A 25,377-nucleotide genomic window follows, 5' to 3' on the forward strand; every position below is an offset into this window, starting at 1 on the left:
ATGGCCATCGGGCTGACCGAGGAGCACGAGGCGCTCGCCGACGCGGTGCGTGGTTGGGCGGAGCGCAACGCGCCCGTGGACGTCGTACGCGCGACGCTCGACGCGAAGGAGGAGGCCCGCCCCGCCTTCTGGTCCGGCCTGGCAGACCAGGGCCTCCTCGGCCTCCACGTGCCCGAGGAGTACGGCGGGCAGGGCGCGGGCCTGCTGGAGCTCGCCGTCGCGCTGGAGGAGCTCGGCCGGGCCGTCGTCCCCGGCCCCTTCCTGCCGACGGTGCTGGCCAGTGCCGCGCTGCTGCGCGCCGAGCAGGCGGCCAAGGCCCACGCCGAACTGCTCCCGGGCCTGGCCGACGGCTCGCTGATCGGCGCCCTGTCCCTGGCGGGCGGTCTCACCGGCCACCACGCGGACGGCGGCTTGACGATCAGCGGTACGGCCGAGCCGGTGCTGGGCGCGGGGCTCGCCGACGTCATCGTGCTCCCGGTCGCCACTGACGACGGCGAGGAGTGGGTGGCCGTCGACGCCGCCCGGCTCACCGTCACGCCGGTCAAGAGCCTGGACCGTACCCGCCGCGTCGCCCGCGTGTCCGCCGACGGCGTCACCGTCCCGGCCGACCGGATCCTGACCGGCCTCACCGGCCCGGAGGTCCTCGACCTGGCCGCGCTGCTCCTCGGCGCCGAGGCCGCAGGTCTCGCCGACTGGTGCGTGACCACAGCCGCGGAGTACGCCAAGGTGCGCGTGCAGTTCGGCCGTCCGATCGGGCAGTTCCAGGGCGTCAAGCACAAGTGCGCCCGGATGCTGATCGAGCTGGAGAAGGCCCGCGCCGCCGTCTGGGACGCCGCCCGCGCCTCCGACGACGCCGCGGACGAGTCCGCCTTCGCGGCCGGCGTCGCCGCCGCCGTCGCGCCCGACGCCGCCCTGCGCTGTGCCCGCGACTGCATCCAGGTGCTCGGCGGCATCGGCTTCACGTGGGAGCACGAGGCCCACCTCTACCTGCGCCGTGCCTCGACGCTGCGGGCGCTGCTCGGCCCGGGCAAGGAATGGGCCGGTTCGGTCGCGCGGCTGGCGCTCGACGGCGTGCGCCGCGCGGTCGAGGTCGAGCTGGACGAGGACACCGAGCCGCTGCGCAACCGCATCCGTACGGAGGTCGGGCAGCTCGCCGCGATCACCGACGACCGGGAGCGGCACGCGACGATGGGCGACGAGGGCTGGGTGTTCCCGCACCTGCCCCGCCCGTGGGGCAAGGCCGCGTCCCCGATGGAGCAGGTGCTCATCCTGCAGGAGCTGCGCGCCGCGAAGGTCAAGGGCCCGCAGCTCGGCATCGGTGCGTGGGTGGTGCCGTCCCTGGTGACGTACGGCACACCGGAGCAGCAGGAGCGGTGGCTCGCGCCGACGCTGCGCGGTGAGCTGGTGTGGTGCCAGCTGTTCAGCGAGCCCGGCGCGGGCTCCGACCTCGCCTCGCTGCAGATGCGGGCCGAGCGCGTTGAGGGCGGGTGGCGGCTCACCGGGCAGAAGATCTGGACGTCCATCGCCCAGCGCGCCGAGTGGGCGATCTGCGTCGCCCGTACCTCGGTCGAGCCGAAGAAGCACGACGGCATCACGTACTTCGTCGTCGACATGAAGGCCGAGGGCGTCGACGTACGGCCGCTGCGGGAGCTGACCGGCGACGCGATGTTCAACGAGGTGTTCCTCGACGGGGTGTTCGTGCCCGACGACCAGGTCGTCGGCGTGGTCGGGCAGGGCTGGAAGGTCGCCCGCAACACCCTCAGCAACGAGCGGGTCCAGCTGTCCAGCGGGCAGGGCCTCGGTGCGGGGACCAAGGAGCTGCTGGGCTTCTTCCAGGGCAAGGACCTCGACCCGGTCGCCCTCGCCGACCTCGGCGGGCTGCTGTGCCAGGGCCAGGCCATCGACCTGCTCGGCCTGCGCCTCACGCTGAAGCAGATCTCCGGGGCCGAGCCGGGCGCCGAGGCGAGCGTCCGCAAGCTGCTCGGCGTGCAGTACAACCAGGAGGTCGCCGACTTCATCTGGGAGGCGCAGGGCGCGGTCGCCGCGGAGGAGGAACCGGGCCAGGCCACCAACATCTGGGCCCGCTACATGCTGTTCAGCCGGTCGATGACCATCTACGGTGGCACCACCGAGGTCCAGCTGAACGTCATCGCCGAACGCCTGCTCGGCCTGCCCCGCGACCCGGAGCCCGGCAAGTAGGTACGGGACGACGGGGGAGCGGCGCATGGGGATCGGACTGACCGAGGAACACGAGGAGCTGGCCGCCACCGTACGCCGCTTCACCACGCGGCACGTGCCCCGTACGGTCGTGCGGGCCGCCGTGGCGGACGAGGGGGCGGTGGGGCGAAGCCACGGGGGTGAAAAGCAGGGGGCGGTGGGGCGAAGCCACGGGCGTGAAAAGCAGGGGGCGGTAGGGCGAAGCCGCGGGGATGGAGAACCGGGGGCGGTGGGGCGAAGCCACGGGGGTGGCAAACAGGCCGTACGCGCGTCGCGGCCCGGCTTCTGGCCGGAGCTGGCCGCGCAGGGGCTGCTCGGCCTGCACCTGCCGGAGGAGTACGGCGGGCAGGGCTTCTCGCTGCTGGAGCTCGCGGTGGCCGTCGAGGAGATGGGACGGGCGCTGGCACCGGGGCCGTACGTTCCGACGGTCCTGACGAGCGCGGTCATCGCCGCGGCCGACGCGCCCGAGGCACACGAGGAACTGCTGCGCGACCTCGCCGAAGGCACGACGACCGGCGCGGTGTGCCTGGCGGCCGGGTTGACGGGCCGACGTGCCGGCGATGCCCTGGTGGTGGACGGCGACGCCGGTCCGGTCGCCGGCGGGCTCGCCGTGGACCTCATCGTCGCCCCGGTCGCCGTCGGTGGCACTGAGGAATGGGTGGTGCTGGACCGGCGGGGGCTAGGCGGCATCGAGGAGCTGAGCGCCGTCGACGTGGTCTGCGGGATGGCGCGCGTCACCGCCGGCGGCGTGACGGTGCCGGCGAACCGGAGGCTGACGGGCCTGACCCGGCCGGGCGTCCTGGCCCTCGCCGCGGTGGTGCTCGGCGCCGAGGCGTGCGGGGTGGCCGGGTGGGCGGTCGAGGCGGCGGCGTCGTACGCCCGGTCGCGTGAGCAGTTCGGCCGCCCGATCGGGCAGTTCCAGGGCGTGAAGCACAAGTGCGCCCGGATGCTGATCGAGCTGGAGAAGGCCCGCGCCGCCGTGTGGGACGCCGCGCAGGGGGCGGCGGGGCGAAGCCATGGGGGTGAGAAGCAGGGGGTGGCGGGGCGAAGCCATGGGGGAGAGAAACAGGCCGTCGCCGCCGGAGAGCAGGTCCCGTACGCGACCGAGGTCGCCGCCCTCGTCGCCCCGGACGCGGCCGTCGCCTGCGCCGAGGACTGCATCCAGGTGCACGGCGGCATCGGGTACACCTTCGAGCACGACGCCCACCTGTACTACCGGCGCGCGCTGGCGCTGCGGGCCGTCCTGGGCCGCGCGGCGCGGTGGCGGGCGTCGATCGCCGGGCTCGCCGTCGCGGGGAAGACCCGGGAGCGCGAGCTCGACCTGCCGCCCGAGGCCGAGCCGCTCCGGCGGGAGATCCGGGCGCACGTGGCCGAACTGGCCGCCCTCGGCGAACGGGAGCGCGTCGCGAAACTGGCCGCCGGCGGCTGGGTACAGCCGCACCTGCCACGCCCATGGGGCCGGGCCGCCTCCCCGCTCGAACAGGTCGTCATCCACCAGGAGCTGCGGGCCGCCTCGATCCAGGGGCCGCAGCTGGGCATCGGCGCGTGGGTCGTGCCATCGCTGGCCGCGTACGGCACGCCCGAGCAGCAGGAGCGTTTCCTGCCCGCGACACTGCGGGGCGAGATCGTGTGGTGCCAGCTGTTCAGCGAGCCGGGAGCGGGCTCGGACCTGGCCGGCCTGCGCACCCGCGCCGAGCGAGTTGACGGCGGCTGGCGGCTGTCGGGGCAGAAGATCTGGACCTCCCTCGCCCAGTACGCCCAGTGGGGGATCTGCGTCGCCCGCACCGACCCGGGGGCGCCCAAGCGGGAGGGCATCACCTACTTCCTGGTCGACATGGCGTCTCCGGGCGTCGAGGTGCGGCCGCTGAAGGACCTCACCGGCGCGGAGGTCTTCAACGAGGTGTTCCTGGACGAGGTGTTCGTGCCCGACTCCCTCGTCGTCGGTACGGTCAACGCCGGCTGGCAGGTCGCGCGGGTGACGCTCACCGCCGAACGCGTCAACCTGTCGACCGGCTGGCAGCTCGGCGCGGACCTGCCCCGGCTGCTGGACCTGATCGGCGACCTCGGCCTCACCGACGACCCGGTCGTCCGCGACGGCCTCGGCGAGCTGGTCGCCGACGCGCACGTGTTCGCGCTGCTGGGCCTGCGCGCCACTCTCAAGCGGCTGTCCGGCGTCGACGTCGGCGCGACCGCGAACGTCAGCAAACTCGTCGGCATGGAGCACGGCCAGCGGGTCACCGAGTACGGCTTCGGGCTGCTGGACGACGACGGCGCGCTGACCGGGCCGACCGGTGCGGGGCCGCGCGCGGAGTGGACCAGGCTGCTGCTGGCCTCCCGGGCCATGACCATCGGCGGAGGCACCACCGAGGTCAACCTCAACGTCATCGCCGAACGCCTCCTCGGGCTGCCCCGGGACCCCGAACCGGGACATTAGGGCGTTGTCCCGGTCGGGGATCCTGCGGTCGGTGAGATCTACTGTCGGAGGGTTTACCCGCGACCAGGCGCGGAGTGAGGATTGACGTATCGCCAGAACCGCTTCGAAGGAGTGCTTCTGGAGGTCAGGTATGGCGGGGCACGAGCCACCGGCGCCGGATGGCGGCTGGGGCAGCGGGGGTTGCCCGGCGGATCTCGGCCGACGGTCCTTCCTCCAGGGGATGGCCGCCACGGGCATTGCCGCCACCACGGCCGGGAGCGGTCCCAGCCCGCCTCCCGGCGGGAAGCAGGAGAGCGCACCGGCGTATGCCGGGGAGCCGGGCAATGACGGCGCCGTCCCGTTCTATGGTGAGCATCAGGCGGGCATCACCGTCCCGCCGCCCGACACCCGGCAGGCGGCCGGCAACTTCGTCGCCTTCGACGTCACCGCTGCCGACCGCAGCGAGCTCACCGACCTGTTCCGCACGCTGACCGCGCAGGCGGCTTTCCTCACCGCGGGCGGCAAGGCGCCGACCGCGCCACCGGGCTCACCGCAGCCGGACGACGGCGTCATGGGCCCGCGGATTCCCGCCGGCGCCTTGACGATCACCGTCGGTGTCGGCGCCGGCCTCTTCGACGGCCGATACGGGCTGGCCGCGCGCAAGCCCGTCGAACTGGTCACGATGGCGCCTTTTCGCCACGACGACCTCGACCCCGCGCTGTCCAACGGCGACCTGCTGCTCCAGTTGTGCGCCGGGAGCCGCGACACGGCGATCCATGCGCTGCTGCAGATCATCTTCCACACCAAGGGCGTGATGCGGCCGCGCTGGAGCATCAACGGTATGCACAGCCCGCCGCGCCCGGTCGGTGTCTCGCGGGACTTCTTCGGTTTCAAGGACGGCATCGCCAACCCCGATCCCACGAGCGCCGATGAAATGAACCAGTGGGTGTGGGTGCAGCCGCACTCCGAGGAACCCGCGTGGGCGGCGGGCGGCACCTACCAGGCGGTGCGCATCGTCCGTTTCGATGTTGAAAAGTGGCAAGCGGTCCCGCTCGCCCAGCAGGAGCGGATCTTCGGCCGCCGCAAGGTCAGCGGAGCGCCGATGTACGCCCTGGACCCCAACGCCCCCGACACCCTCGACCCCATTTACACCAACGACCCGAAGGGGCTGATCACACCGCTGAACTCCCACATCCGGCTCGCCAACCCCCAAACGCCCCAGACCGCCTCGACCAGCACAATCCTGCGCCGCAGCTACGAATACCAGCACAGCCCCGAGGTCGGCGGGGGCCCCGACGTCGGACACGCGTTCTGCTGTTTCCAGCGCCATCTCAACACCTACATCGCCATGCAGACCCGGCTGGAAGACGAACTGCTGGTGCCCTACATCACCCCCCGAGGCGGCGGCTACTTCTTCGTCCTGCCCGGCGTACGCGATCGCCGGGACTATTACGCCCGTGGGCTGCTGACCTGACCGTCACCGCGCACAGGAGTCACGATGCATCCTCGCCGCAGGAAACGGCCGGCACTGGGCGCCGGCGCCGGAGCGCTGCTGGCGACCGGCCTGCTCACCGTGTGCGGCACCGGCCAGTCCGTACGCCCCGTGTCCGACATCCGCGCGCCGGCGGGCCCGGCACCCGCCATGGCCGCGCCGGCGCCGGCGGCCGGGCGCGTCTATGTCACCAACCAGGCCGACGACACGCTGTCGGTGATCGATGCCCGGACGAACAAGGTCACCGCCACGGTGCCGGCCGGGGCCGGACCCGAAGGCGTCGTGGCCGGCCCGGACCACGCCCACGTCTACATCGCCGACAGCGGATCAGGTCGGGTATCGGTGCTCAGCACCGCGAACAACAACATCACCGGTAGCGTTCCCGTCGGCAAGGACCCGACGGGCCTCGCGCTGAGCCCGGACGGCGGGCGGCTCTATGTGGCCAACGGCGGCTCGGACAGCGTGTCGGTCGTCGACACTCGGGCCGCGCGGGTCACCGCGACCATCCCGGTCGGCGTCTCTCCGGTCGACCTGGCCGTCACGGGCGACGGCACCGCCGTTTACGTCGCCAACCAAGGGTCGGCGAATCTTTCGGTCATCGACCCCCGCACCGATCGGGTCATCCGCACCCTTTCCGCGGGCCGCTACCCGGTGGCCGTCGCCGTCGCCCCGGACAAGGACTCGGTCTATGTCGCCAACGAGGTGAACGCGAGCGTCTCGGTCGTGTCCTCCCGTACCGGCAAGATCACCACGACCGTCCCGACCGGAGCCGGCCCGTTCGACGTGGCACTCGCACCGGACGGCCGGGCCGCGTACGCCGCCGTTCTCGGCCCGGGCAATGTGGTCGAGATCAACACCCGGACCCACCACATCTCACGAACGGTCAACCTGGGGCCCGCGGGAACCGACCCGTTCCGCATCGCGGCCACCCGCAGCGCGATCTACGTCGCCGACCAGGGAGCCGGCACCCTCACCGTCATCAGCCCGAGCACTCTGAAGATCACCGCTACCGTCACCGTCGGCAACAGCCCCTACGGCATCGCGACGACATGACGCGTTCCCGGCACCGCAAAGATCACATTCGGCGACCTGGTTCGGAGAACCGCCCCGGACCGGGACACTTGGGGGGTGTCCCGCCGCCAGACGGTCGTGGCCGCCGCGACCGGACTCGTCCTGGGAGCGGCGGCGCTCGGTCCCGCGCTCGCGCCGGGGTTCGTCCTGGCGTACGACATGGTGTTCGTGCCGCGTCCGGTGTTCGACCGGGAGACGTTCGGGCTGACCGGGATGCTGCCGCGGCACGTGCCCAGCGACGCCGTTGTGACGGCCCTGGCCCACTTCGCGCCCGCCGACCTCGTCCAGAAGGCGATCCTGCTGGCGATCTTCGTCATCGCCTGTGTGTCCGCGGCGGCCCTGGTCCCGTCCGAGCGGCTCACGGCCCGGCTGGCGGGGGGCGTCGTCTACGCCTGGAACCCGTTCGTCGCCGAACGCCTGCTGCTCGGCCAGTGGGCGCTGCTCCTGGGGTACGCGGCGCTGCCCTGGGTCGTCCGGGCCGCCGCGCGCGGCGATCCCCGGCGGCTGGTCCTCGCCCTGGTACCGGCGGCGATCGGCGGCTTCGCCGCGATGGCCGTCTCCGGCCTGGTCGTTCTGGTGGTGTCGCTCCGCCGGAGATCGATCCTCTGGCCGCTCGCCGTGCTGGTCGTGATGAGCCTGCCGTGGCTCGTACCGTCCCTGCTGCGGTTCTCCGGTGTCCCGGCGGACCCGGCCGGGGTCGCGGCGTTCGCGGCCCGCGCGGACACGCCGTTCGGCGCGCTCGGCAGCCTGCTCCTCCTCGGCGGCACGTGGAACGCCGAGACCGTGCCGCCCGGGTACGGCGCCGCCGTCACGGCCGTCCTCTGGCTGTGCCTCGTCGTGCTCGCCCTGGTCGTGTACGCGCGCGCTGGCCAAGCGGCGGGGGTGCGTGGGCTGGGGGCGGCCGCGTGCGACGGCGGGGCGGCGGGGGTGCGCGGGTTGGGGGCGGCCGCGTGCGACGGACGGGCGGCCGCGTGCGACGGCGGGGCGGCGGGGGTGCGCGGGTTGGGGGCGGCCGCGTGCGACGGACGGGCGGCAGGGGTGCGTGGGCTGGGGACGGCCGCGCTCGCCGGCCTGGTCGTCGCCGCCCTCGGGGCCGTCGCGCCCGGCGTGCTGCGCGGCGCGATCGGCCTGTGGTCCGGGTTCGCGGTGCTGCGGGACGGCCAGCAGTTCATCGCGCCGCTGGCCCTCGTCGTCGCCGTCGGGATGGGGACTGCCGTCGACGCTCTCAGCCGTGGCCGCGGAATCGGCACCCCTGACGCGGATGCCCGCCAGACGGGGTCGGTGATCGCCGAGGGTTGTCGGAGCCATGACCCCGACAACCCTCGGCAGGTCACCGAACACGACCGAACGGCAGCTCGGCCGGGGGCTTCGGCCTGGTGGCGTTTCCCCCGGAGCGGCGATGCCGGTCGTCCCGAGCTCGCGGTCCTGGCCCTGCTGGCACCCGTCGTGTTGCTGCCGGGACTTGCCTGGGGTGCGGGCGGGCGGCTGCACGCGGTGCGCTATCCCGCCGACTGGGTGCGGGCGCGGGCCGCCGTACGGGCCGCTCCCGGCGACGTGCTCGTCCTGCCCTGGGAGGCGTACCGGAGCTACGCCTGGAACGGCGGGCGGCGGGTGCTCGACCCGTTGCCGCGCTTCCTGCCCGGCCGGGTCATCGTCAACGACGCCGTACGGGTGGGGACGGGCGGGCGCGACCTGCGCATGGCGGTGGAGGACCGGCGCGCGCGGGCGCTGGACCCGCTGATCCGGTCGGGCGCACCGCTCACCGCCGCGCTGCGTTCCCGGGGCGTCCGGTACGTCGCCGTCGACGCGCCGGACGCGACCGACGCCCCGACGTCACCCGACGCATCGACCGACGCGCCGGACGCGCCCGACGGCATCCGGGCGGACCGCCTGCCTGGTGCCGAGCGTGTCGTCGCAGGGCCTGACCTGGTGCTCTACCGCATCCCGGGCGCGACCACGAGCCGGGAGTCTCGCGGGCCGCAGTGGCCTGTGGAAATTGCGTGGTTCATTACTTTTGCGGGTGTTCTCTGGTCAATGCGGCTACCGGTCGGTAGCCTCGTCGCACGATCATTGCCGAAGGAGCCATGATGCGGATCGCCGTCGCCACCCTGGCCGGAATCGTGCTGGCCCTCCTGACCTCGTTCGGCATCGTGCGCGTCGTCACGACCGCCCAGCAGGACCCGGTCGTCAAGCCGCTCTACAACTACGGCACCCGGTGACCGGTGCGCCCGGAGGGCTCGCGCGCTGAGGCGCTGGACGTCGTCATCCCCGCGCGCGACGAGGCCGGTCGGCTCCCGCACGGCCTCACGGTGCTGTCGGCCAAGCTCGCCGGACTGCCGCTGAGCGGCTCGATCATCGTCGTCGACAGCGCCAGCACCGACGCCACCGCGGACATCGCCGAACGCTGGTCCGGGCCGGTGCCGGTACGCCTCGTACGGTGCCCCACACCCGGCAAGGGCGCGGCGGTCCGCGCCGGTCTCCTGGCCACCGCCGCCCCGTACGTCGGCTTCTGCGACGCCGACATGGCCACCGGCCTGGACGCCCTCGACGAGGCCGTCGCCCTCCTCCGGGCCGGGCACCGGGTCGTCATCGGCGCACGCCGCCACCCCGCCTCGGTCGTCGAGGCGTACGGGCGTCCGCTCCGCCGTCTGGGCGCCCTCACGTTCAACCGGCTCGTTCGCGACCTCGCCGGAGGTGTGACCGACACGCAGTGCGGGTTCAAGTTCTTCACCGGACCGCTGGCTCGAGCCGCCGCCGCCGACCTGCGCACACCCGGATTCGCCTTCGACGTCGAACTGCTGCTGCACTGCCGCCGCCGGGGTGCCGAGGTCGTCGAGATCCCCGTCCGGTGGCACGACGTGCCCGGCTCGACCTTCTCCGTCCGGCGGCACGCGGCCGTCTGCCTGCGCGACCTGATCCGCATCCGCACCGAGGCCCGGCGTTCGGTGACACCGCAGCGGGCCCGCGCCGTCGCCGACGAACTGCGGGCCGGATGAGCGCAGGGAGGGAACTGCGAGCGCTCGCGATCGTCAACTGGCGCGACCCCTGGCACCCGGAGGCCGGCGGGGCCGAACGGTACGCCTGGGAGATGGCCCGGTGGCTCGCCGCGCGGGGGACCCGGGTGCGGTTCGTCACCGGGCGCGCGCCCGGCCAGGCCCGGCGGGAGCGGATCGAGGACGTCGAGGTCGTACGCCTGGGCGGCCGGTTCACCGTCTATCCGCTGGTCCTGGCGTGGATGCTGCTCCACCGACGGGCGTTCGACGCCGTGCTCGACTGCCAGAACGGCATCCCGTTCTTCACCCCCTTGGCGCTGCCGCGCCGCGTACCGGTCCTGTGCGTCGTGCACCACGTCCACGCCGACCAGTTCCACCTCTACTTCCCGGCGTGGCTGGCACGCATCGGCCGGTTCCTCGAAGGCCCGGTGGCCCGCCGCGCGTACCGGCGGCACGCCTGCGTCGCGGTCTCCCCGTCGACGGTGACCGCCATGCGGGAGCGCCTGTCCTGGACCGGACCGGTATACCTCGTCCCGAACGGCGTCACGCTCGCGGACGCGGCTCCTGGCCTTGGGGAGACGGACGGCGAGCCGGAGCTCGCGTGCGTGAGCAGGCTCGTCCCGCACAAGCGCGTCGGCCGGCTGCTCGACGTCGCCGAACGGCTCCGCGTCCGGGTGCACGTCATCGGGCGTGGGCCGCAGGAGGCCGCGCTGCGGGCCCGGGTCGCGGCGCGCGGCCTGGAGGACCTGGTGGTCCTGCACGGCTACCTGCCAGAGGAGGAGAAGGACACGCTCGTCGCACGGGCCAGGCTCCACCTCAGCGCCTCGCAGGGAGAGGGCTGGGGACTCAGCGTCGCCGAGGCGGCGGCCTTCGGCGTGCCGACCGTCGCGTACGACGTCGACGGGCTGCGCGATGCCGTCGTCGACGGTGTGACCGGCTGGCTCGTGCCCGAGGGCGAGGAACTGGCGGACGTCGTCGAGCGAGCGCTGAAGGAGCTGAGCGTCCCGGAGCGGCGCCGCGAGACGGCCGCCGCGTGCCGGTCCTGGGCCGCGGAGTTCGCCTGGGCCCGCAGCGCCGAACGGATGGCGGCGCTGCTCGACGCCGCCGTCCGGCGCGGGACGGCGCACGGCCTGCAGGACCGGTCGTTCCCATGGCCGCGTTGACCCGGATCGAGGCGTTCCCGTGGCCCCATTGATCCGGACGGAGGCGTTCCCATGGCGGCGTTGACCCGGACGGAGGCGTTTCCGTGGCCGCGTTGACCGAGACGGAGGCGCTGCCCGGCGCGGCCGACCGGCCGGACGGCGTCGATGAGCGGCTCCGCGAGCGTCTGCGGACCTTTCTGTGCTGCGCGCTCCTGACGCTGCTCGCGACGGCGACGCGGCCGGGCCTGATCGTCCCCGACACCAAGATCGACATGGCGCTGAATCCGCTCGGTTTCCTCGGGCGGGCGCTGCACCTGTGGGACATCGAGCAGTTCGGGCAGTTGCAGAACCAGGTGTCGGGCTATCTGTTCCCGATGGGCCCGTTCTACGTGCTGGGCCACCTTGCCGGGATGCCGCCCTGGATCACCCAGCGCCTGTGGCTGGCGACGCTCCTGTGCACGGCCTTCCTCGGCGCCCGCCGGCTCGCCGAACGCCTGGGCGTCGGCACGCCGGCCACGCGGCTGGTCGGCGCGCTCGCGTACGCGCTCGGCCCGCACGGCCTGGCCTCTCTCGGCATCAACTCCTCCGAGTACCTGCCCCTCGCCATGCTGCCGTGGATGGTGGTGCCCCTGGTCGGCGCCGCCCGCGGTGGCGGGCGGGTGCGCGCGGCGGCGCGGTCCGGCCTGGCCGTCGCCTGCTGCGGCGGCATCAACGGCGCCGCCACGCTCGCGGTGCTCGTCGTCCCGGCCCTGTACGTGCTCACCCGAAGAATCGGAGCCCCTCGGCTGCGCATCCTCGCCTGGTGGGCGGTCGCGGTCGGCTGCGCGACCGCCTGGTGGTCCGTGCCGCTCCTCCTCCTCGGCCGGTACGCCTACTCCTGGCTGCTCTACACCGAGAAGGCCGCGACGACGACCGCGACGACCGGCCCGGCCGACGTCCTGCGCGGCGCGGAACGCTGGGTGAACTTCCTCGTGGTCGACGGACGCGCCTGGTGGCCGCTCGGGCACGCCTTCGCGACGCAGACGGCCCCCGTCCTGTGCACGGGCCTCGTCGCAGCCCTCGGGCTCGCCGGTCTCGTCCGCGCCCGGCTTCCCGAGCGGACCTTCCTCATCCTCACCCTGCTGACCGGCGTGACCGTCATGGTCGCCGGGCACGCGGGTCCGCTCGCCCCCGCCGTACGGGACCTGATCGACGGGCCGCTCGCCCCGTTCCGCAACCTCTACAAGTTCGACGGCCTGGTACGGCTCCCGCTCGCCCTGGGCATCGCGCACCTGCTGTCCGCTCCGCGCCCGTCCCGGCGGCCCTGGGCGGCCGTCGCGACGGCGGCCGGCCTGGCCGGGGTGATGCTGTCCGCGCTGAGCACCGGCCTGACCGCCGACGGCGCCTTCCCGAAGGTCCCGCAGTACTGGCGCGACGCCGCCGACTGGCTGAACGGCCGCGCCGGCGACCAGGGCGTCATGGCCGTCCCCGGCGCGCGCTTCGGCGAGTACCTGTGGGGACGCCCCATGGACGAGATCACCCAGCCGCTGCTGAACGTCCGCTGGGGAGAGCGGCAGCTCGTTCCCGCCGGGTCCTCGGGCTTCACCCGGATGATGGACGCGATCGATCAGCGGATCACCAGTGGCCAGGGCTCCGCGGGACTGACCGAGGTCCTGGCCCGGATGGGCGTCCGGTACCTCCTCGTCCGCAACGATCTGCGCCGCGACGACCTGCGCGGCGCGTGGCCCGCCCGCGTCCACCAGGCCCTGGACGCCTCGCCCGGCATCCGGCGCGTGGCCTGGTTCGGCGGCGTGCCTGCCGGCTCGACCCTGCCCGACGACGCGGTGGGCTCCCCGGACCAGCCCTACGCGCCCGTCGAGATCTACGAGGTGGAGGGCGCGGACGACGCCGTCGGCCTGCTCGACGCCGACCGGGCGCTGCGGCTGTACGGCTCGCCGGAGGCCCTGCTCACGATGGCCGACGACGGCCTCCTGAAAGACCAGCCCGTCCTGTTCGGCGACGACGACCCGGCGGCCACCGGCAGACCCGTCGTCGCCGACTCCCTGCGCCGGGTCGAACGCGACTTCGGGGAGTTGCGCGGCCACACCTCGCCGACCCTGACCACCGCCGAGCGGGCGAACGTGCCCGCCACCCGGCGGGACATCCTCGAACCCGGCTGGGACCGCTACTCGACGGTCGCCGCCTACACCGGCGTCAAGGACGTCACGGCCTCCGCCTCCGCGTCCGACGTCACCTCACCGGCCGAACTCGACCAGCCCGGCGCCCTCCCGTACGCCGCCCTGGACGGCGACCCGCGGACGCGGTGGGAGAGCGGCGGCTGGACCGGCCCCGTCGGCCAGTGGCTGCGCGTCGACTTCGACCACCCGCTGACGCCCCGGAACGTCACGGCGACGTTCGCCCAGGACGACCGGCTCGGCCCGCCGCCGGACGAGATCGCCGTGGAGACCGAGACCGGCCGGACCGTCCAGCACCTCGCCCGTACCTCCGCCGCCCAGCCCCTCACCGTGCCCGCCGGGACCACCCGCTGGCTGCGGATCCGCGTCCTCTCGCTCACCGCGCGGCCCGCCGTACCCGCAGCCGCCCGCGTCGGGGTCTCCGAACTGCACGTCGACGGCGTCCACGCGGCCCGCGAGTACCGCCTGCCCGCCGTCCCGGCGGGCGCCACCGTGGTGATGTCCCGGGCGCCGGGCGGATTGCCCGCCTGCATGCAGGGCTCGATCCGCTGGGTCTGCTCCCCCTTCTTCGAACGCCGGGACGAGGAGCCAGGCTTCGACCGCGTCCTCACCGCCGCCCGTACGGGCACCGCCAGGCTGACCGGAACGGCGGCCCTCACCGACCCGGGCCTGATCCAGCGCTACACCACCACCGATCCCCGCCTGAAGGTCACGGCGAGTTCGACGCTGACCCAGGAGCCCGCGACGCTGCCGCGCGCCGCGTTCGACGCCGACCCGGCGACCACGTGGGTATCCGCGACCGGGGACCGCGCCCCCTGGCTGTCGCTGTCGTGGGGCCGCAAGATCCAGGTCGGGCAGATCACCGTACGGCGTCCGGCGGGCGCGGCCTTCCTCACCCAGGTCCGCCTGGAAGGGGACGACGGCCAGTGGCGCGAGGTCCCGCTCGACGACACCGGCCGCCTCTCGTTCAAGCCCATGCGCACGAGCCGCCTGACGCTGCGCTTCTCCGGCCTGCCGCAGGTGACGGACGTGACCGTGCCCGGAGTGAAGCCGTTCCAGACGTTCCCCGGCGCCCGCGTCTCCATACCGTGCGGCTTCGGCCCGAGGCTGCGGTTGAACGGCGCCGACGTTCCGACGCGCGCGACGGCGACGTACGCGGACCTCCTGCAGGGCCGTTCCATCCGGTTCCAGGCCTGCCGTACGGTCACGCTCAAGGCCGGGGACGACCGGCTGGCCCAGGTTCCGTTCGACGCCTTCCGCGTCGACTCCGCGGCGCTGAACCCGGCCGACGACGGTACCGCCCCGGCCCGCGAATCCTCGGACGTGACCGTGACGCGGTGGACGTCCGAGCACCGGCAGGTCGAGGTCTCGGCGCAGCGCGCCTCGTACCTCGTCGTCAACGAGAACTTCAACGCCGGTTGGCGGGCGACGATCGGCGGCCGGACGCTGCGCCCGGTGCGCGTCGACGGCTGGCGGCAGGCGTGGGCGCTCCCGGCGGGCACGGCCGGCGCCGTCCGCCTGTCGTACGCGCCCGACCGCCCCTATCAGGCCGCCGTCCTGCTCGGCCTGAACTTCCTGGTGATCCTGGTGATCGCCGCGCTGTGGCCGGCCCGCTCCCGACAGGAGGTCGAGCCGGTCGTGCGCGAACGACGCCCGAGGAGAGCCTTGGCCGTGGTCCTGACGATCGGAGCGGCCGCCGGCCTCGGATACTGGATCGGAGGCGTCGCCGCACTGGCCCTGGCGGCGGTCGCCGCGATGGTGTTCGCCGTGGCGCCCGGCAGGTGGCGCGCACGCGCGGCCGTTCCATGGCTCCCGGCGGCGGCCATGCTCACCGCGACGGTGTCCCTGATCGTCGGTTTCCGACTCCAGGCGGCGCAGAACACCGGGGCACACTTCTTCGCCGAGACTCTGCCTCAGCTGCTCTGCCTGCTCATAGTCGCCCGCCTCGTCGCGGCGCTTGCCGACCGCCTGGCCGCCCCTGGTTCAGGTCGGGGGTAGATCGGCCGACAGGGGCTTGGGGCCCAATTTCGGGGCAGTCGGATTGGGCCCTGAGTCCTATTTATACGGTCAGCGATAGGTTCGTTACTGATGTGCTGTATTGTTCCTCGAGAAATGATCAAACCGATAAAAGGAGGCTCATGAAGAAGACGGTCACCGGCGCGCTGGTCGCAGGGCTCGTCGGTCTATGCCTGTCGAGCGCCCCTGCCGCCCATGCCGACGCATCGAATGCCGCTGGCGCCGTTCACGCGGCGGCCACCTACTTCTGCATCTACGAGAACGGCGACTTCGGGGGCGGGCAGTTCTGTGCCACGCCGCCGACCAGCGGCTTCAAGACCATCGGTCTTCCCGGGAAGCGCTGGAAGAACACGAAGCGCTCGGCCAACAACGCGGCAAGCTCCATGAGGAATGGCACGCGGTGTAACGTCTGGCTTGATGACACTCCCTATTATGGGACTAAAAAATATATCGCAAAAGCCCACTCCGTTGACAAGACCTTTAAAAACAACGGGTTCAACGATAAGGCTTCTCAGATCGTTTTCGATTGCCCTCGATAGGAGTGGTAGCCGTCAGGCGGCGGCGAAGAACGCCCGGACGGTGAAGCCGATCCACTCGGGGTCGGCCCAGGTGCTCCAGCGGACGCGGGCCTCCTGATCGAGCCGGTCCACGGCCTCCTCGACGGACGTGCCCGCCGTCCTGCTCGGCCTGAACTTCCTGGTGATCCTCTCTGCCTGGTGATCGCCGCACGTCTCCTCGTGGCTCTGGCCGGCCGGCCGCGGACGGGCACCGGTTCAGGGCGCGTCGGCGCGTAGTTCCCGGGTGGCCGATCGGTACGCCTCGCCGACGCGGGCGAACATGTCCAGCAGCAATGGGACCTGTTCCAGCCCGAAGTGCGCGCCTGGTACGGCTTCCAGACCAGGACGATCCCCCGCCGCGCCCTCATGGAACGCCTGGCCGACGGCCTCCCCGACGACCTCATCCGCCACGGAAAGGGCTGCCAGAGCGTCACCCAGGACGACGACCGGGCCACGGTGACCTTCACCGACGGATCCACCGACATCGGAGATCTCCTCATCGGAGCCGACGGCCACCACTCCGCGGTACGACGCTGCCTGTGGGGCGACGACGCCGTCCAGCCGGCGGCCTTCGGCACATGGCAGGGCCTCAGCCCCATCGACATCGACATCACCCACTCGAACCGCAGTCTCATGATCACGGGACGAGAGGGCGCGTGCGGTCTCATGCCCGCCGGGGACGGCTCCCAGGCCGCCATGCTCGCCCGCTACAGCAACCGCCTTTCCACGCCCGCCGAGTAACCTCCGTGGCCCTACATCGAGCGCATCGCCGACACACCCAACGGCCAGGTCGGATAGTCGACGTAGCCGCGTGCCCCGCCGGAGTAGTGGGTGTCCGGATCGCTGCCGGCCGTCTCGTGGCCCAGGGCGAACCGGCCGACCAGGTCGGGGTTGGCGATGAAGAGCCGGGCGAAGGACACCGCGTCGGCGATCCCCGCCTCGACGATCGCGTCACCCGTCTCCCCGTCGAAGCCGTGGTTGGCGATCAGCGGCCCGTCGAACAGCTTGCGGTACCGGGCGAACGCGTCGACGTCGGGGACGGGACCGCGGGGAGCCGGACCGCGAAGGTGCAGGTACGCGAGCGGGCGTTCGTTCAACTCGGCCACGAGGGCGTCGTAGTCCGCGAGCGTCCGTTCGTCGGCGTTCCACGGGTAGTCGCCGCCCCGCCGGTCGGCGGAGGGCTCGTCGTCGATCGTCCAGTACGGCGACAGCCGTACGCCGAGGCGCCGTCCCTCCCAGGCGGCGGCCGCCGCCTCGACGATCTCGAAGAGCAGGCGGTCGCGACGGGTGCCGTGTCCGTCAGCCCGCCGGTTCAGCCGCGGGTTGAGGAACCGTGCGATCAGGTGTGTGCCGTTGGCGGCGATCTCGACGCCGTCGAACCCGGCCCGGCGCGCGTTCTCGGACGCGGCGCCGAAATCCGCGATCGTTCGCTCGATGTCCGCGACGGTCATCTCCCGGTCGGACCGCGGGTCGCCGGCATGCCAGAGCTGAAGGACGATGCGACCGCCCAGGGCGTGCACGACGTGCGTGACGCGGCTCCACGCGGCGACCTGCCGCTCGCTGTAGACGCCGGGGACGTTCGGATAGAAGCCGATCGTGCGCTCGCTCGTCCAGGTGCCCTCGGCGATGATCAGACCGGCACCGGCCCGCTGTCCGTAGTACGCGGCGTGCAGGTCCGTCGGCGCCAGGTCATCGTTGGTCGCGCGGCACCGTGTCACCGGCGCCATGACCACCCGGTTCGGCAGCCGGAGGTCTCCGAGGGTCACCGGCCGCAGCAACGCCCGGTCCCCGTCCCACTCGCTACGCTGCTCCTGTCGGATCATTGACCTTTCTCCCTCATCGTTCGCTGATCGGTGGCACGAGACAGACGGAGCGCGAGGGTGAAAGGTGACCGATGGACGAGCATGACGGGCCGGCCGAGCGGTTCGAGGCACATCGCGAGCAGCTGCGCGCGGTGGCCTACCGGATGCTGGGCTCCCTGAGCGAGGCGGACGACGCGGTCCAGGAGGCGTGGCTCCGGCTCAGCCGCACCGACCTCGACGGCATCGACAACCTGGAGGCCTGGCTCCGTACGGTGGTGTCCCGGCTCTGCCTCGACATGCTGCGCACGCGCACGTCACGCCGGGAGGACCCGCTCGGGTGGCAGGCCTCCGCCCTGGCGGGGGAGGACGACCCGGAGCACGAGGCGGTCCTCATCGACTCGGTCGGCCGCGCGATGCTCGTCGTACTGGACCGGCTCCCGCCCGCCGAACGCGTCGCCTTCGTGCTGCACGACCTGTTCGCCATACCGTTCGACCAGATCGCCCCCATCGTCGAGCGCACCCCGGTCGCGGCCAAGAAACTCGCCAGCCGGGCCCGGCAGCGGGTACGCGGCGCCGACACGGTCCCGGACGCGGAACTCGGCCGGCAGCGGCGCGTCGTCGAGGCCTTCCTCGCCGCCGCCCGAAGCGGCGACCTGCACGCCCTGCTCGCCGTCCTGGCCCCGGACGTCGTACGGCGAGCCGACCCCATGGTGCTGACACCGGGCCGGGAGACGGTCGCCCGGGGCGCGGACACGGTGGCGCGCGAGACGCTCGTCTTCGGCCGCCGCGCGAAGTACGCGGAGCCGGCCCTGGTCGACGGGCGGGTCGGCGTCGTGATCGCCCCGCACGGCCGGCTCCTCCTCGCCCTCGCCGTCACGACGGCGGGGGACCGCGTCATGGAGTACGACATCATCGCCGACCCGGCACGCCTGAAGCGCCTCGACCTCGCGCTCCTCTCAGGTGGGTAGGGAGGAGAGCCAGTTGGTCAGGATCTCGTTGACCTCCGTGGGGCGCTCCTGCTGGATCCAGTGGCCGCAGCCGTCGAGGATGTGCGAGGAGACCAGGCCCGGCAGGGTGGTGGGGTATGCCGCGATGGCGTCGGCCATCCAGGTGGTGGAGGCGTCCAGCGCGCCGCCGACGAACAGGGACGGCTGGGTGATGGGGGCGCCGTCGAGGTCGGCGAGGTCCTTCCAGTCCCGGTCCATGTTCCGGTAGCGGTTCAGCGCCCCGCTCAGACCCGTCCGCTCGAATTCCGCGGCGTAGACATCGAGGTCGTCCTCGCTGAGCCAGGCGGGCAGCCGACCGGCGGGGAACCGGTCGCGCAGCGTCCCGCCCGTGGAGACGAAGTGCGGGTCCGGGGCGTCGGTGGGCGGCATGGTGTCGGCGGACAGGGCCGCGTAGAAGCCGGAGAGCCAGCCGCGGACGTCGGGTTCGATCTCGGCCTCGGCCCGGCCGGGCGTCTGAAAGTAGCTGACGTAGAACTCCTGCTCTCCGCCCATCCGCGCGAACACCTCACTGGGCAGCGGCCCGCCGCGCGGGGCGTACGGCACGCTCAGCAGCCCCACCGCGCGGAAGACGTCGGGCCTGATGAGAGCGGAGTTCGCGGCGATGGTCGCACCCCAGTCGTGGCCCACGATCACCGCTGTCCGCTCGCCCAGGGCGTGCACCACGGCGGCGCTGTCCTCGACCAGTTCCAGCATCCGGTACGCGGCCACGTCCGCGGGCTTGGAGGAGCGGCCGTAGCCACGAACATCGACGGCGACGGCCCGGTAGCCGGCCGCGGCCAGCACCGGCAGCTGGTGGCGCCAGGAGTACCACGACTCAGGGAACCCGTGGACCAGCAGCACCAGCGGCCCGGAGCCCTGCTCCACCAGGTGGATACGGCCGGCAGGAGACGAGACCAGACGATGCGTGGCCGTTGCGGCAGGAGCGGACTGCGACATCAATCCCCCAAGATCTTGAATCGGTGCGCCGAGTGCGAACCACGGTCGGCGCCTCTCGCATCGATCGTCCGCTGTACGGTGCGGCCGCCGCGAATCCTGTTGCCATTTCGGCAAACCGCCCACGTCGGGGCCCGGGCGCAGGTCAGCCGTAGTAGCGGTACAGGGCGAGCCAGAGAATCGCCACGTGCTCGTCGGAGGCGAACGCGATCACCTCGTCGCGGGACAGGTAGTCCTCGGACCAAAGATCCCAACCGGCGTGTGCGCCGACGAAGTACCGGCTTCGTTCGGGCGGGAACGCGGTGAGGAGCCGGTCGGCCAGCGCCACCCGGTCGGCCTGTGTGGCGGAAAGCCGGGTTCGCTCGTGCTCGGTCTGCGGAGACTCGCTGTAGTCGCCATCGTTCATCGTCCAGCGCATCCGACCGATCAGCCAGGTCCGCAGGAGGTCAGAGGCACCGGTCACCTCCTGCCAGGGCTCTCGACGATGCGGCGCGTCGTCGTCCGGGTCGTCGTCCTCGTGCCCGAACGCCGCGCGGGGAAGGTCGAGATTCCCGTCAGAGATCAGAGTGATCCGCTCGCCGGCGGATCCCAGGGCCCGCACGCCCGACCCGTACGGTCCGGGCCCGGCCGGAAGGGGCCCGGCTTCTTCATCGTCGTCTTCCCAATGTTCGCGCTCTTCGAGCGGTGTGAACGCTTCCGGCAGCCGCTTTTCAAGAAGCGTGTCGAGTAGCCGGAATATCTCCTCTGTCGCCGTGATGAGGTCGCCGTGGATGGACCGGTAGGCCGCCGATGCCGCGCCGTCCGCTACGGCCTCCAGAGCCTCCGCCCGTAGGTCGTCCACACTGCGAACCTTGATGACGCACCTTTCCTGATGCAGGTACGCGATTTCAGAGTCGGCCAGATCCGCCATTTTTCTCGCTGATCTTCTAAAGGTGAGAGGCGCGCTATATCGCCAGAGATCGGATCCTACTGGGGTGCAGGCGAGCGGGCGTGGGACGACGGCGAAAACCCGAGTTGATGGCTCGACGCGGCGGCCCTCTGGCGCCGTGGCCCTCGCGGGCGATCTATGGTGAACGCGTGTCGGAGTCATCACAGCGTCGGTTGCCCCGGGGGCGTTACGCGCTCTCGCGGGAGGAGGTAGAGCGCATCCAGCGATCGCGGCTGTGCGCGGCGATGGCGGAGGTGATGGCCGAGAAGGGGTACGTGGCCACCTCCGTCGCCGACGTACTCCAGCGTTCGGGGGTTTCGCGGCAGAGCTTCTACCAGGTGTTCGAGTCGAAGCTGGACTGTTTCATGGCCGCCTTCGACACGGCGGGCGACCTGCTGATACAGCGGTTGCTGGAGATGGTCGGCGCCGACGAGCACGGCGTGCCCGGTCCGGCGATGGCCGGCGATCCGCTGCAGAGGTTCGAGATGGCGTTCACCGCCTACCTCGAAGCGCTCGCCATCGAGCCGGCCTACACGCGGCTGTTCCTGATCGAGGTGTACGCCGCCGGGTCTGAGGCCATGGGGCGTCGGAGCGAGTTGCAGGCCGCCATCACCGCCTCGTTCGCCGACCTGATGGGGGTCACCGATGAGGCGGGCCGGTTCGCCTGCCAGATGGTCGTCGCGGCGACCAGCACCCTGGTGACGAAGGCGGTCGCCGACAACGACCTCGAGGGCCTGCGCGCCATCGGGCCCCCGGTGATCGACCACGTCCGTACCCTCTGGCGGGCCGGTGCCTTCGGACCACAGGACGGTCGACCGGGATCATCATGATCCGGCGAGCCGCCGGTGACTTCTAGCTGATCGTCCACATCGTCAGGTTCCTGCCCCCGGCGGCGACGGTCCTGCCGTCCGGGCTGAAGGCGACGCAGTTGATTTTGGCGTCGGTGCCGGTGTTGAGAACGGTGATGCTCTTACGGCCGGTGACGTCCCACAGCGTGACGGTGCCGTCGCTGAAACCGCCCGCCAGGATGCCGCCCGGGCCGGACGCGATGCAGGTCACGCCGGATCCCGGCCCGGTGAGGTCGAATGTGCTCGTACGGGCCGTGACGTTCCACAGCGTGATCTTCCCGTCGTTGCGGACGTTCGCCAGCGTCTTCCCGTCGTGGCTGAACGCCAGGGAGTGCAGGTCGGAGTTGGTATGGGCCAGGGTGGCATGGTTCTGCCGTCCGGGCTGAACGTCACCGATCGCATGTTGCCGGCGTCGAGGAGCGTCACGGGGGTTCCCGGGCGGAGGGAGCGACCGGTCGCGTCCGGCGTGGGAGTCGGGTGCCCGCCCGCGCCCGCGGAGCGCAGCAGCGACGTCGCCGGAACGGCCGCGACCGCGGCGACGGCGGCGGCGCCCAGCCCGGCCACCATGAAGTCGCGGCGGCTCGGGCGCCGCTGCCGAACGTCGGACTTCGTGGTCAGCGCCCCGGTGTCCTGTCCCCGGGCCTCGTACGAGAGTTCCCGCTCGCGCTCACTGATCATCGAGGTGACGCCGGGTGGGAGCCATGTGCCGGTCGGCCCGGTGGGAACCGCGAGCCGGTCCAGGATCTCGGTGAGGCAGGGTCGTTCCTCCGGGTCCTTGGCCAGGCAGGCGCTGATCAATCCGGTCAGGTGGGCGGGGAGGCCGGTCAGGTCGGGGTCGTGGTGGACGACCCGGTACACGACCGCTTCGGCCGAACCCGTACCGAACGGGCCGTGCCCCGTCGCGGCGAACGTGAGCACCGATCCCAGCGCGAACACGTCACTGGGCGGCCCCGCCTGGCGTCCACTCGCCTGCTCGGGGGACATGAACCCGGGAGTTCCGAGCACGGTGGTCGAGGCGTGGGTGGCGTCCAGCGCGCGGGCGATGCCGAAGTCGATGACGCGGGGGCCGTCGGCGGCGAGGATGATGTTGCCGGGCTTGAGATCTCGATGCACCAGGCCCACGCCGTGGATCGCGGTCAGTCCCTCCGCCAGCCCCGCCCCCAGGACACCGACCGCCTGAGCCGGTAGCGGCCCGTGTACGTCGACGGCTTCTTGGAGCGATGGGCCGGAGATGAAGGCGGTGACCAGCCACGGCGGATCGGCGTCGGGATCGGCATCGACCACCGGGGCGGTGTAGAAGCCGCCGACCCTGCGGGCCGCGGCGCCCTCCTGGGCGAACCTGCGGCGGAAATGCGCATCGCTCGCCAGTTCAGGGCGTACGAGCTTCACCGCGACCAGGCGGCCTCCGCGAGAGCGGCCCAGGTAAACCTGCCCCATCCCGCCACCGCCCAGCCGCCCCAGCAGCCGATACGCCCCTACCTGCCGCGGATCGCCAACCTGCAGAGGATCCATGGGAAAGCGCCCAATCTGAAAAGAACATCAATGTCTGTCAGACTGGCCTGGATTCTGCCAGGAAACAACCTGGGAGATGAATGCCCATCGGGGCACCTACGAGCCACGCTGGAGGGGTTCTGACCATGACCATGCGGCGCAACGACAACAATGGCTGGACCGTCGAGGAGTCGTCCGATGGCAGCACCCTCATTCGCTGGAGGGTCCACCCGGAGCGGGTCGACTATCTCGAGGACCACCAGCGAGCCATCCTCACCGAGGACGCTCGTGGCCGGGGGATGACGCTGCTCGAGTACGTCGGCTGGGTGGGCAGGATGCCCGACTCGGAACTGCACGTGTACCGCGACCAAATCATGGCGGGCAACGGCGGGCCGCGCCTGGCGGCTGTGTATGACGCCTGGTTGGACGCACGGAGCATCGTGCGGGAGTTCCAGATGCTGTTCCCCGGCTTGCGGCCGGGTGAGCCGGACACGTGGGCATAGCAGGGCCGACGTCGTCGACCGGCTCGCGGCCTCCGGACCGCCGTCGCGGCAACCGTGATGGAGCCCGATCACTTTCCGCAAGGGTCGTTTCCTGGGATGATCCACCTCAGATGTACGTGGATGTTCTTCTGAGGGGGAGTAGATCCCGGATGGAGCCGCTACGGGAGGACGACCCGCGCCAGGTGGGGCCGTACCGACTGGAAGGGCGGCTGGGCGGCGGCGGGATGGGGCAGGTGTACCTGGGGCGCTCCCGGGGTGGGCGTACGGTCGCGGTCAAGGTGGTGCGTCCCGAACTGGCCGACGACCCGGGGTTCCGCCGCCGGTTCGCCAGTGAGATCACCGCCGCGCGCAGGGTCGGCGGGTTCTACACCGCGCAGGTGGTGCAGGCCGACACCGACGCCGATCCGCCATGGATGGCCAGCGCCTACATCACCGGCCCCTCCCTGTATCAGGCCGTGGAGACGTACGGACCGCTGCCGCCCGCGGTGATCGGCATTCTGGGGGCGGGCCTGACCGAAGGGCTCACCGCCATCCACGCCTGCGACCTGGTGCACCGCGATCTCAAGCCCTCCAACGTGATCCTGGCCGAGGACGGCCCCCGGGTCATCGACTTCGGCATCGCCCGCGCGCTGGACGCCACCTCGCACACCCAGTCCCGGGTCGTGGTCGGAACCCCGGCGTTCATGTCTCCCGAGCAGGCACGAGGCCGCCAGGTCGGCCCGCCCGGTGACGTGTTCTCTCTGGGAGCGGTGCTGGTGTTCACCCTCACCGGCCGCAGCCCGTTCGGCACCGGCCAGCCCGACGCGGTCATCTACCGCGTCGTCCACGATGAACCCGATGTGACCGGCCTGCCCGCCCACCTCACCGACCTGGTCACCGCCTGCCTGGCCAAGAACCCGGCCGACCGGCCGAGCCTCGCCCAGATCCTCGACCGGTTCGCCGCCCTGACCGAGACCACCGCGCACTGGCTCCCGTCGGACGTCACCGCGATGATCACTGAACGTCACACGGCCACTCAGGTGCCGACCGTCGAATCGGAACCCGTCGCCATCCCCACCGTCCCCCTGGCACCGGCGCCTCAGCGCCCGGCGGCCGGTACGCGCCTGGCTCCTGTCAAGGCACGTGCGCGGAAGACCATCGGTGGGATCACGCCCGTGACCCTGCCGTGGCTGCCGGGTGAGACCGCCGGCGCGCGGAAGGCGACGGTGATCCGCTGGCACAAGCAGGTGGGCGACAAGGTCAGCGTGGACGATCCACTGCTCGAGGTCCGCTCGGTCCGAGGCGACACCGTGATCACCTCACCGGACAAGGGCGTCCTGTACGCCATCCGCCGTCGCGTGGGCCAGTCCGCCCGCACCGGTTCCGTGATCGCGATCGTCGGCGCGCCCGGGGCGACTCCGCCGTCGGAGCCCCTTCCCCGTCCGGTACGGATCGGTCTGGTGTCCCTCGTATTCCTCCTTCTCGGGTCCCTCATCATGGGGCTGGTGAGCGTGGCGAGTCCTCTCTTCACGGATGACATAAACAAAGCCCAGGTCGGCGACTGCGTCGCCCGCGAGTATCCCGTGCACGACAAGCGGATCGACGTTGAGCACGTGAAGTGGTTCACGATGCCGTGCGCTCTCATGAAGGTACGTGCGTCTTTCAGGTCCAAGAACGACGTCAACGGTTACTACAAGGTGCTCTACCGCGATCCGCCCGGTGAGTGCTCCCGATACGTCAACGGCTGGTCAGAGCGTGACGATCACAAGTGGGCCTTGGACTCCATGGTCTTGTGCGTGAGGGATCTGTGA

At 72.0% G+C, this 25,377-nt stretch carries 19 protein-coding genes and 2 pseudogenes; 15 read left to right on the forward strand and 6 right to left on the reverse strand.

Annotated elements, in window-relative coordinates; translation table 11 throughout:
- The 11 genes from ABEA24_RS44840 to ABEA24_RS44890 all read left to right on the forward strand — a co-directional run bounded on the left by ABEA24_RS44840 (nt 1) and on the right by ABEA24_RS44890 (nt 16,816).
- Complete coding sequence (locus tag ABEA24_RS44840; RefSeq protein ID WP_345440383.1) at nt 1-2,199, forward strand: acyl-CoA dehydrogenase family protein; 2,199 nt, start codon at nt 1-3, stop codon at nt 2,197-2,199.
- Nucleotides 2,200-2,224: 25 nt separating this feature from the next.
- Nucleotides 2,225-4,651: an acyl-CoA dehydrogenase family protein gene (locus ABEA24_RS44845; protein WP_345440386.1), complete on the forward strand. Its 2,427-nt coding sequence runs from the start codon at nt 2,225-2,227 to the stop codon at nt 4,649-4,651.
- 130 nt (nt 4,652-4,781) lie between these two features.
- Entirely contained in the window at nt 4,782-6,104 is a 1,323-nt protein-coding gene (locus ABEA24_RS44850) for a Dyp-type peroxidase (protein ID WP_345440389.1), read from the forward strand.
- Between the two features lie 24 nt (nt 6,105-6,128).
- A complete protein-coding gene (locus tag ABEA24_RS44855; RefSeq protein ID WP_345440392.1) occupies nt 6,129-7,175 on the forward strand; it encodes a YVTN family beta-propeller repeat protein in 1,047 nt (348 codons plus the stop codon).
- A 75-nt stretch (nt 7,176-7,250) separates the two neighbouring features.
- Complete coding sequence (locus tag ABEA24_RS44860) at nt 7,251-9,281, forward strand: MmpA family trehalose lipid delivery protein (RefSeq protein WP_345440395.1); 2,031 nt, start codon at nt 7,251-7,253, stop codon at nt 9,279-9,281.
- Entirely contained in the window at nt 9,281-9,412 is a 132-nt protein-coding gene (locus tag ABEA24_RS44865; protein WP_345440398.1) for a hypothetical protein, read from the forward strand. Before ABEA24_RS44860 ends, ABEA24_RS44865 begins: the two co-directional genes overlap by 1 nt.
- 3 nt (nt 9,413-9,415) lie before the next feature.
- Nucleotides 9,416-10,189: a glycosyltransferase gene (locus ABEA24_RS44870; RefSeq protein ID WP_345440401.1), complete on the forward strand. Its 774-nt coding sequence runs from the start codon at nt 9,416-9,418 to the stop codon at nt 10,187-10,189.
- Complete coding sequence (locus tag ABEA24_RS44875; RefSeq protein WP_345440404.1) at nt 10,186-11,349, forward strand: glycosyltransferase family 4 protein; 1,164 nt, start codon at nt 10,186-10,188, stop codon at nt 11,347-11,349. Before ABEA24_RS44870 ends, ABEA24_RS44875 begins: the two co-directional genes overlap by 4 nt.
- A gap of 83 nt (nt 11,350-11,432) precedes the next feature.
- Nucleotides 11,433-15,500, forward strand: coding sequence for an alpha-(1->3)-arabinofuranosyltransferase domain-containing protein (locus ABEA24_RS44880; protein WP_345440407.1), 4,068 nt, complete (start codon nt 11,433-11,435; stop codon nt 15,498-15,500).
- 140 nt (nt 15,501-15,640) lie between these two features.
- On the forward strand, nt 15,641-16,057 hold the full coding sequence (locus ABEA24_RS44885) for a peptidase inhibitor family I36 protein (protein ID WP_345440410.1): 417 nt from the start codon (nt 15,641-15,643) through the stop codon (nt 16,055-16,057).
- A 333-nt stretch (nt 16,058-16,390) separates the two neighbouring features.
- Complete coding sequence (locus ABEA24_RS44890; protein ID WP_345440413.1) at nt 16,391-16,816, forward strand: flavin-dependent monooxygenase; 426 nt, start codon at nt 16,391-16,393, stop codon at nt 16,814-16,816.
- A gap of 11 nt (nt 16,817-16,827) precedes the next feature.
- Here the strand turns inward: ABEA24_RS44890 and ABEA24_RS44895 are convergent, their stop codons facing one another.
- Nucleotides 16,828-17,898, reverse strand: coding sequence for an oxidoreductase (locus ABEA24_RS44895; RefSeq protein ID WP_345440416.1), 1,071 nt, complete (start codon nt 17,896-17,898; stop codon nt 16,828-16,830).
- A 71-nt stretch (nt 17,899-17,969) separates the two neighbouring features.
- Between ABEA24_RS44895 and ABEA24_RS44900 the strand changes: the two genes are divergently transcribed.
- Complete coding sequence (locus tag ABEA24_RS44900) at nt 17,970-18,845, forward strand: sigma-70 family RNA polymerase sigma factor (RefSeq protein ID WP_345440419.1); 876 nt, start codon at nt 17,970-17,972, stop codon at nt 18,843-18,845.
- Here the strand turns inward: ABEA24_RS44900 and ABEA24_RS44905 are convergent.
- Together ABEA24_RS44905 and ABEA24_RS44910 are read right to left on the reverse strand one after the other, a co-directional pair.
- Entirely contained in the window at nt 18,834-19,748 is a 915-nt protein-coding gene (locus ABEA24_RS44905; RefSeq protein WP_345440422.1) for an alpha/beta fold hydrolase, read from the reverse strand. The genes ABEA24_RS44900 and ABEA24_RS44905 overlap by 12 nt on opposite strands.
- A 214-nt stretch (nt 19,749-19,962) precedes the next feature.
- Entirely contained in the window at nt 19,963-20,658 is a 696-nt protein-coding gene (locus ABEA24_RS44910; RefSeq protein ID WP_345440425.1) for a hypothetical protein, read from the reverse strand.
- Nucleotides 20,659-20,894: 236 nt separating this feature from the next.
- On the opposite strand from ABEA24_RS44910, the gene ABEA24_RS44915 reads away from it, so the two are divergent.
- Nucleotides 20,895-21,575 carry a TetR/AcrR family transcriptional regulator gene (locus tag ABEA24_RS44915; protein WP_345440428.1) on the forward strand — a complete coding sequence of 227 codons (681 nt, stop codon included), beginning with the start codon at nt 20,895-20,897 and terminating at the stop codon, nt 21,573-21,575.
- Between the two features lie 22 nt (nt 21,576-21,597).
- Here ABEA24_RS44915 and ABEA24_RS44920 read toward each other — a convergent pair whose 3' ends face one another.
- From ABEA24_RS44920 to ABEA24_RS53855, 3 genes and pseudogenes are all read right to left on the reverse strand, one after another.
- The gene (locus ABEA24_RS44920; protein WP_345440430.1) at nt 21,598-21,804 is read right to left on the reverse strand and encodes a WD40 repeat domain-containing protein; all 207 of its coding nucleotides are present in this window, start codon (nt 21,802-21,804) and stop codon (nt 21,598-21,600) included.
- A 96-nt stretch (nt 21,805-21,900) separates the two neighbouring features.
- A pseudogene (locus tag ABEA24_RS53850) lies at nt 21,901-21,990 on the reverse strand (hypothetical protein); the annotation flags it as partial.
- A 344-nt stretch (nt 21,991-22,334) separates the two neighbouring features.
- Nucleotides 22,335-23,105 (reverse strand): annotated as a pseudogene (locus ABEA24_RS53855) (serine/threonine-protein kinase); the annotation flags it as partial.
- Between the two features lie 125 nt (nt 23,106-23,230).
- On the opposite strand from ABEA24_RS53855, the gene ABEA24_RS44930 reads away from it, so the two are divergent.
- Together ABEA24_RS44930 and ABEA24_RS44935 are read left to right on the forward strand one after the other, a co-directional pair.
- Nucleotides 23,231-23,587: a hypothetical protein gene (locus tag ABEA24_RS44930; protein ID WP_345440436.1), complete on the forward strand. Its 357-nt coding sequence runs from the start codon at nt 23,231-23,233 to the stop codon at nt 23,585-23,587.
- A 149-nt stretch (nt 23,588-23,736) separates the two neighbouring features.
- Nucleotides 23,737-25,377: a serine/threonine protein kinase gene (locus ABEA24_RS44935; protein ID WP_345440439.1), complete on the forward strand. Its 1,641-nt coding sequence runs from the start codon at nt 23,737-23,739 to the stop codon at nt 25,375-25,377.

Source organism: Actinoallomurus vinaceus (assembly GCF_039542055.1).
GTDB lineage: Bacteria > Actinomycetota > Actinomycetes > Streptosporangiales > Streptosporangiaceae > Actinoallomurus > Actinoallomurus vinaceus.

Bases quoted from the DNA above. Each gene is read 5' to 3' on its own strand.
- ABEA24_RS44840 (WP_345440383.1), top strand. From the start codon at position 1: ATGGCCATCGGGCTGACCGAGGAGCACGAGGCGCTCGCCGACGCGGTG.
- ABEA24_RS44845 (WP_345440386.1), top strand. From the start codon at position 2,225: ATGGGGATCGGACTGACCGAGGAACACGAGGAGCTGGCCGCCACCGTA.
- ABEA24_RS44850 (WP_345440389.1), top strand. From the start codon at position 4,782: ATGGCGGGGCACGAGCCACCGGCGCCGGATGGCGGCTGGGGCAGCGGG.
- ABEA24_RS44855 (WP_345440392.1), top strand. From the start codon at position 6,129: ATGCATCCTCGCCGCAGGAAACGGCCGGCACTGGGCGCCGGCGCCGGA.
- ABEA24_RS44865 (WP_345440398.1), top strand. From the start codon at position 9,281: ATGCGGATCGCCGTCGCCACCCTGGCCGGAATCGTGCTGGCCCTCCTG.
- ABEA24_RS44875 (WP_345440404.1), top strand. From the start codon at position 10,186: ATGAGCGCAGGGAGGGAACTGCGAGCGCTCGCGATCGTCAACTGGCGC.
- ABEA24_RS44885 (WP_345440410.1), top strand. From the start codon at position 15,641: ATGAAGAAGACGGTCACCGGCGCGCTGGTCGCAGGGCTCGTCGGTCTA.
- ABEA24_RS44895 (WP_345440416.1), bottom strand. From the start codon at position 17,898: ATGATCCGACAGGAGCAGCGTAGCGAGTGGGACGGGGACCGGGCGTTG.
- ABEA24_RS44900 (WP_345440419.1), top strand. From the start codon at position 17,970: ATGGACGAGCATGACGGGCCGGCCGAGCGGTTCGAGGCACATCGCGAG.
- ABEA24_RS44930 (WP_345440436.1), top strand. From the start codon at position 23,231: ATGACCATGCGGCGCAACGACAACAATGGCTGGACCGTCGAGGAGTCG.
- ABEA24_RS44935 (WP_345440439.1), top strand. From the start codon at position 23,737: ATGGAGCCGCTACGGGAGGACGACCCGCGCCAGGTGGGGCCGTACCGA.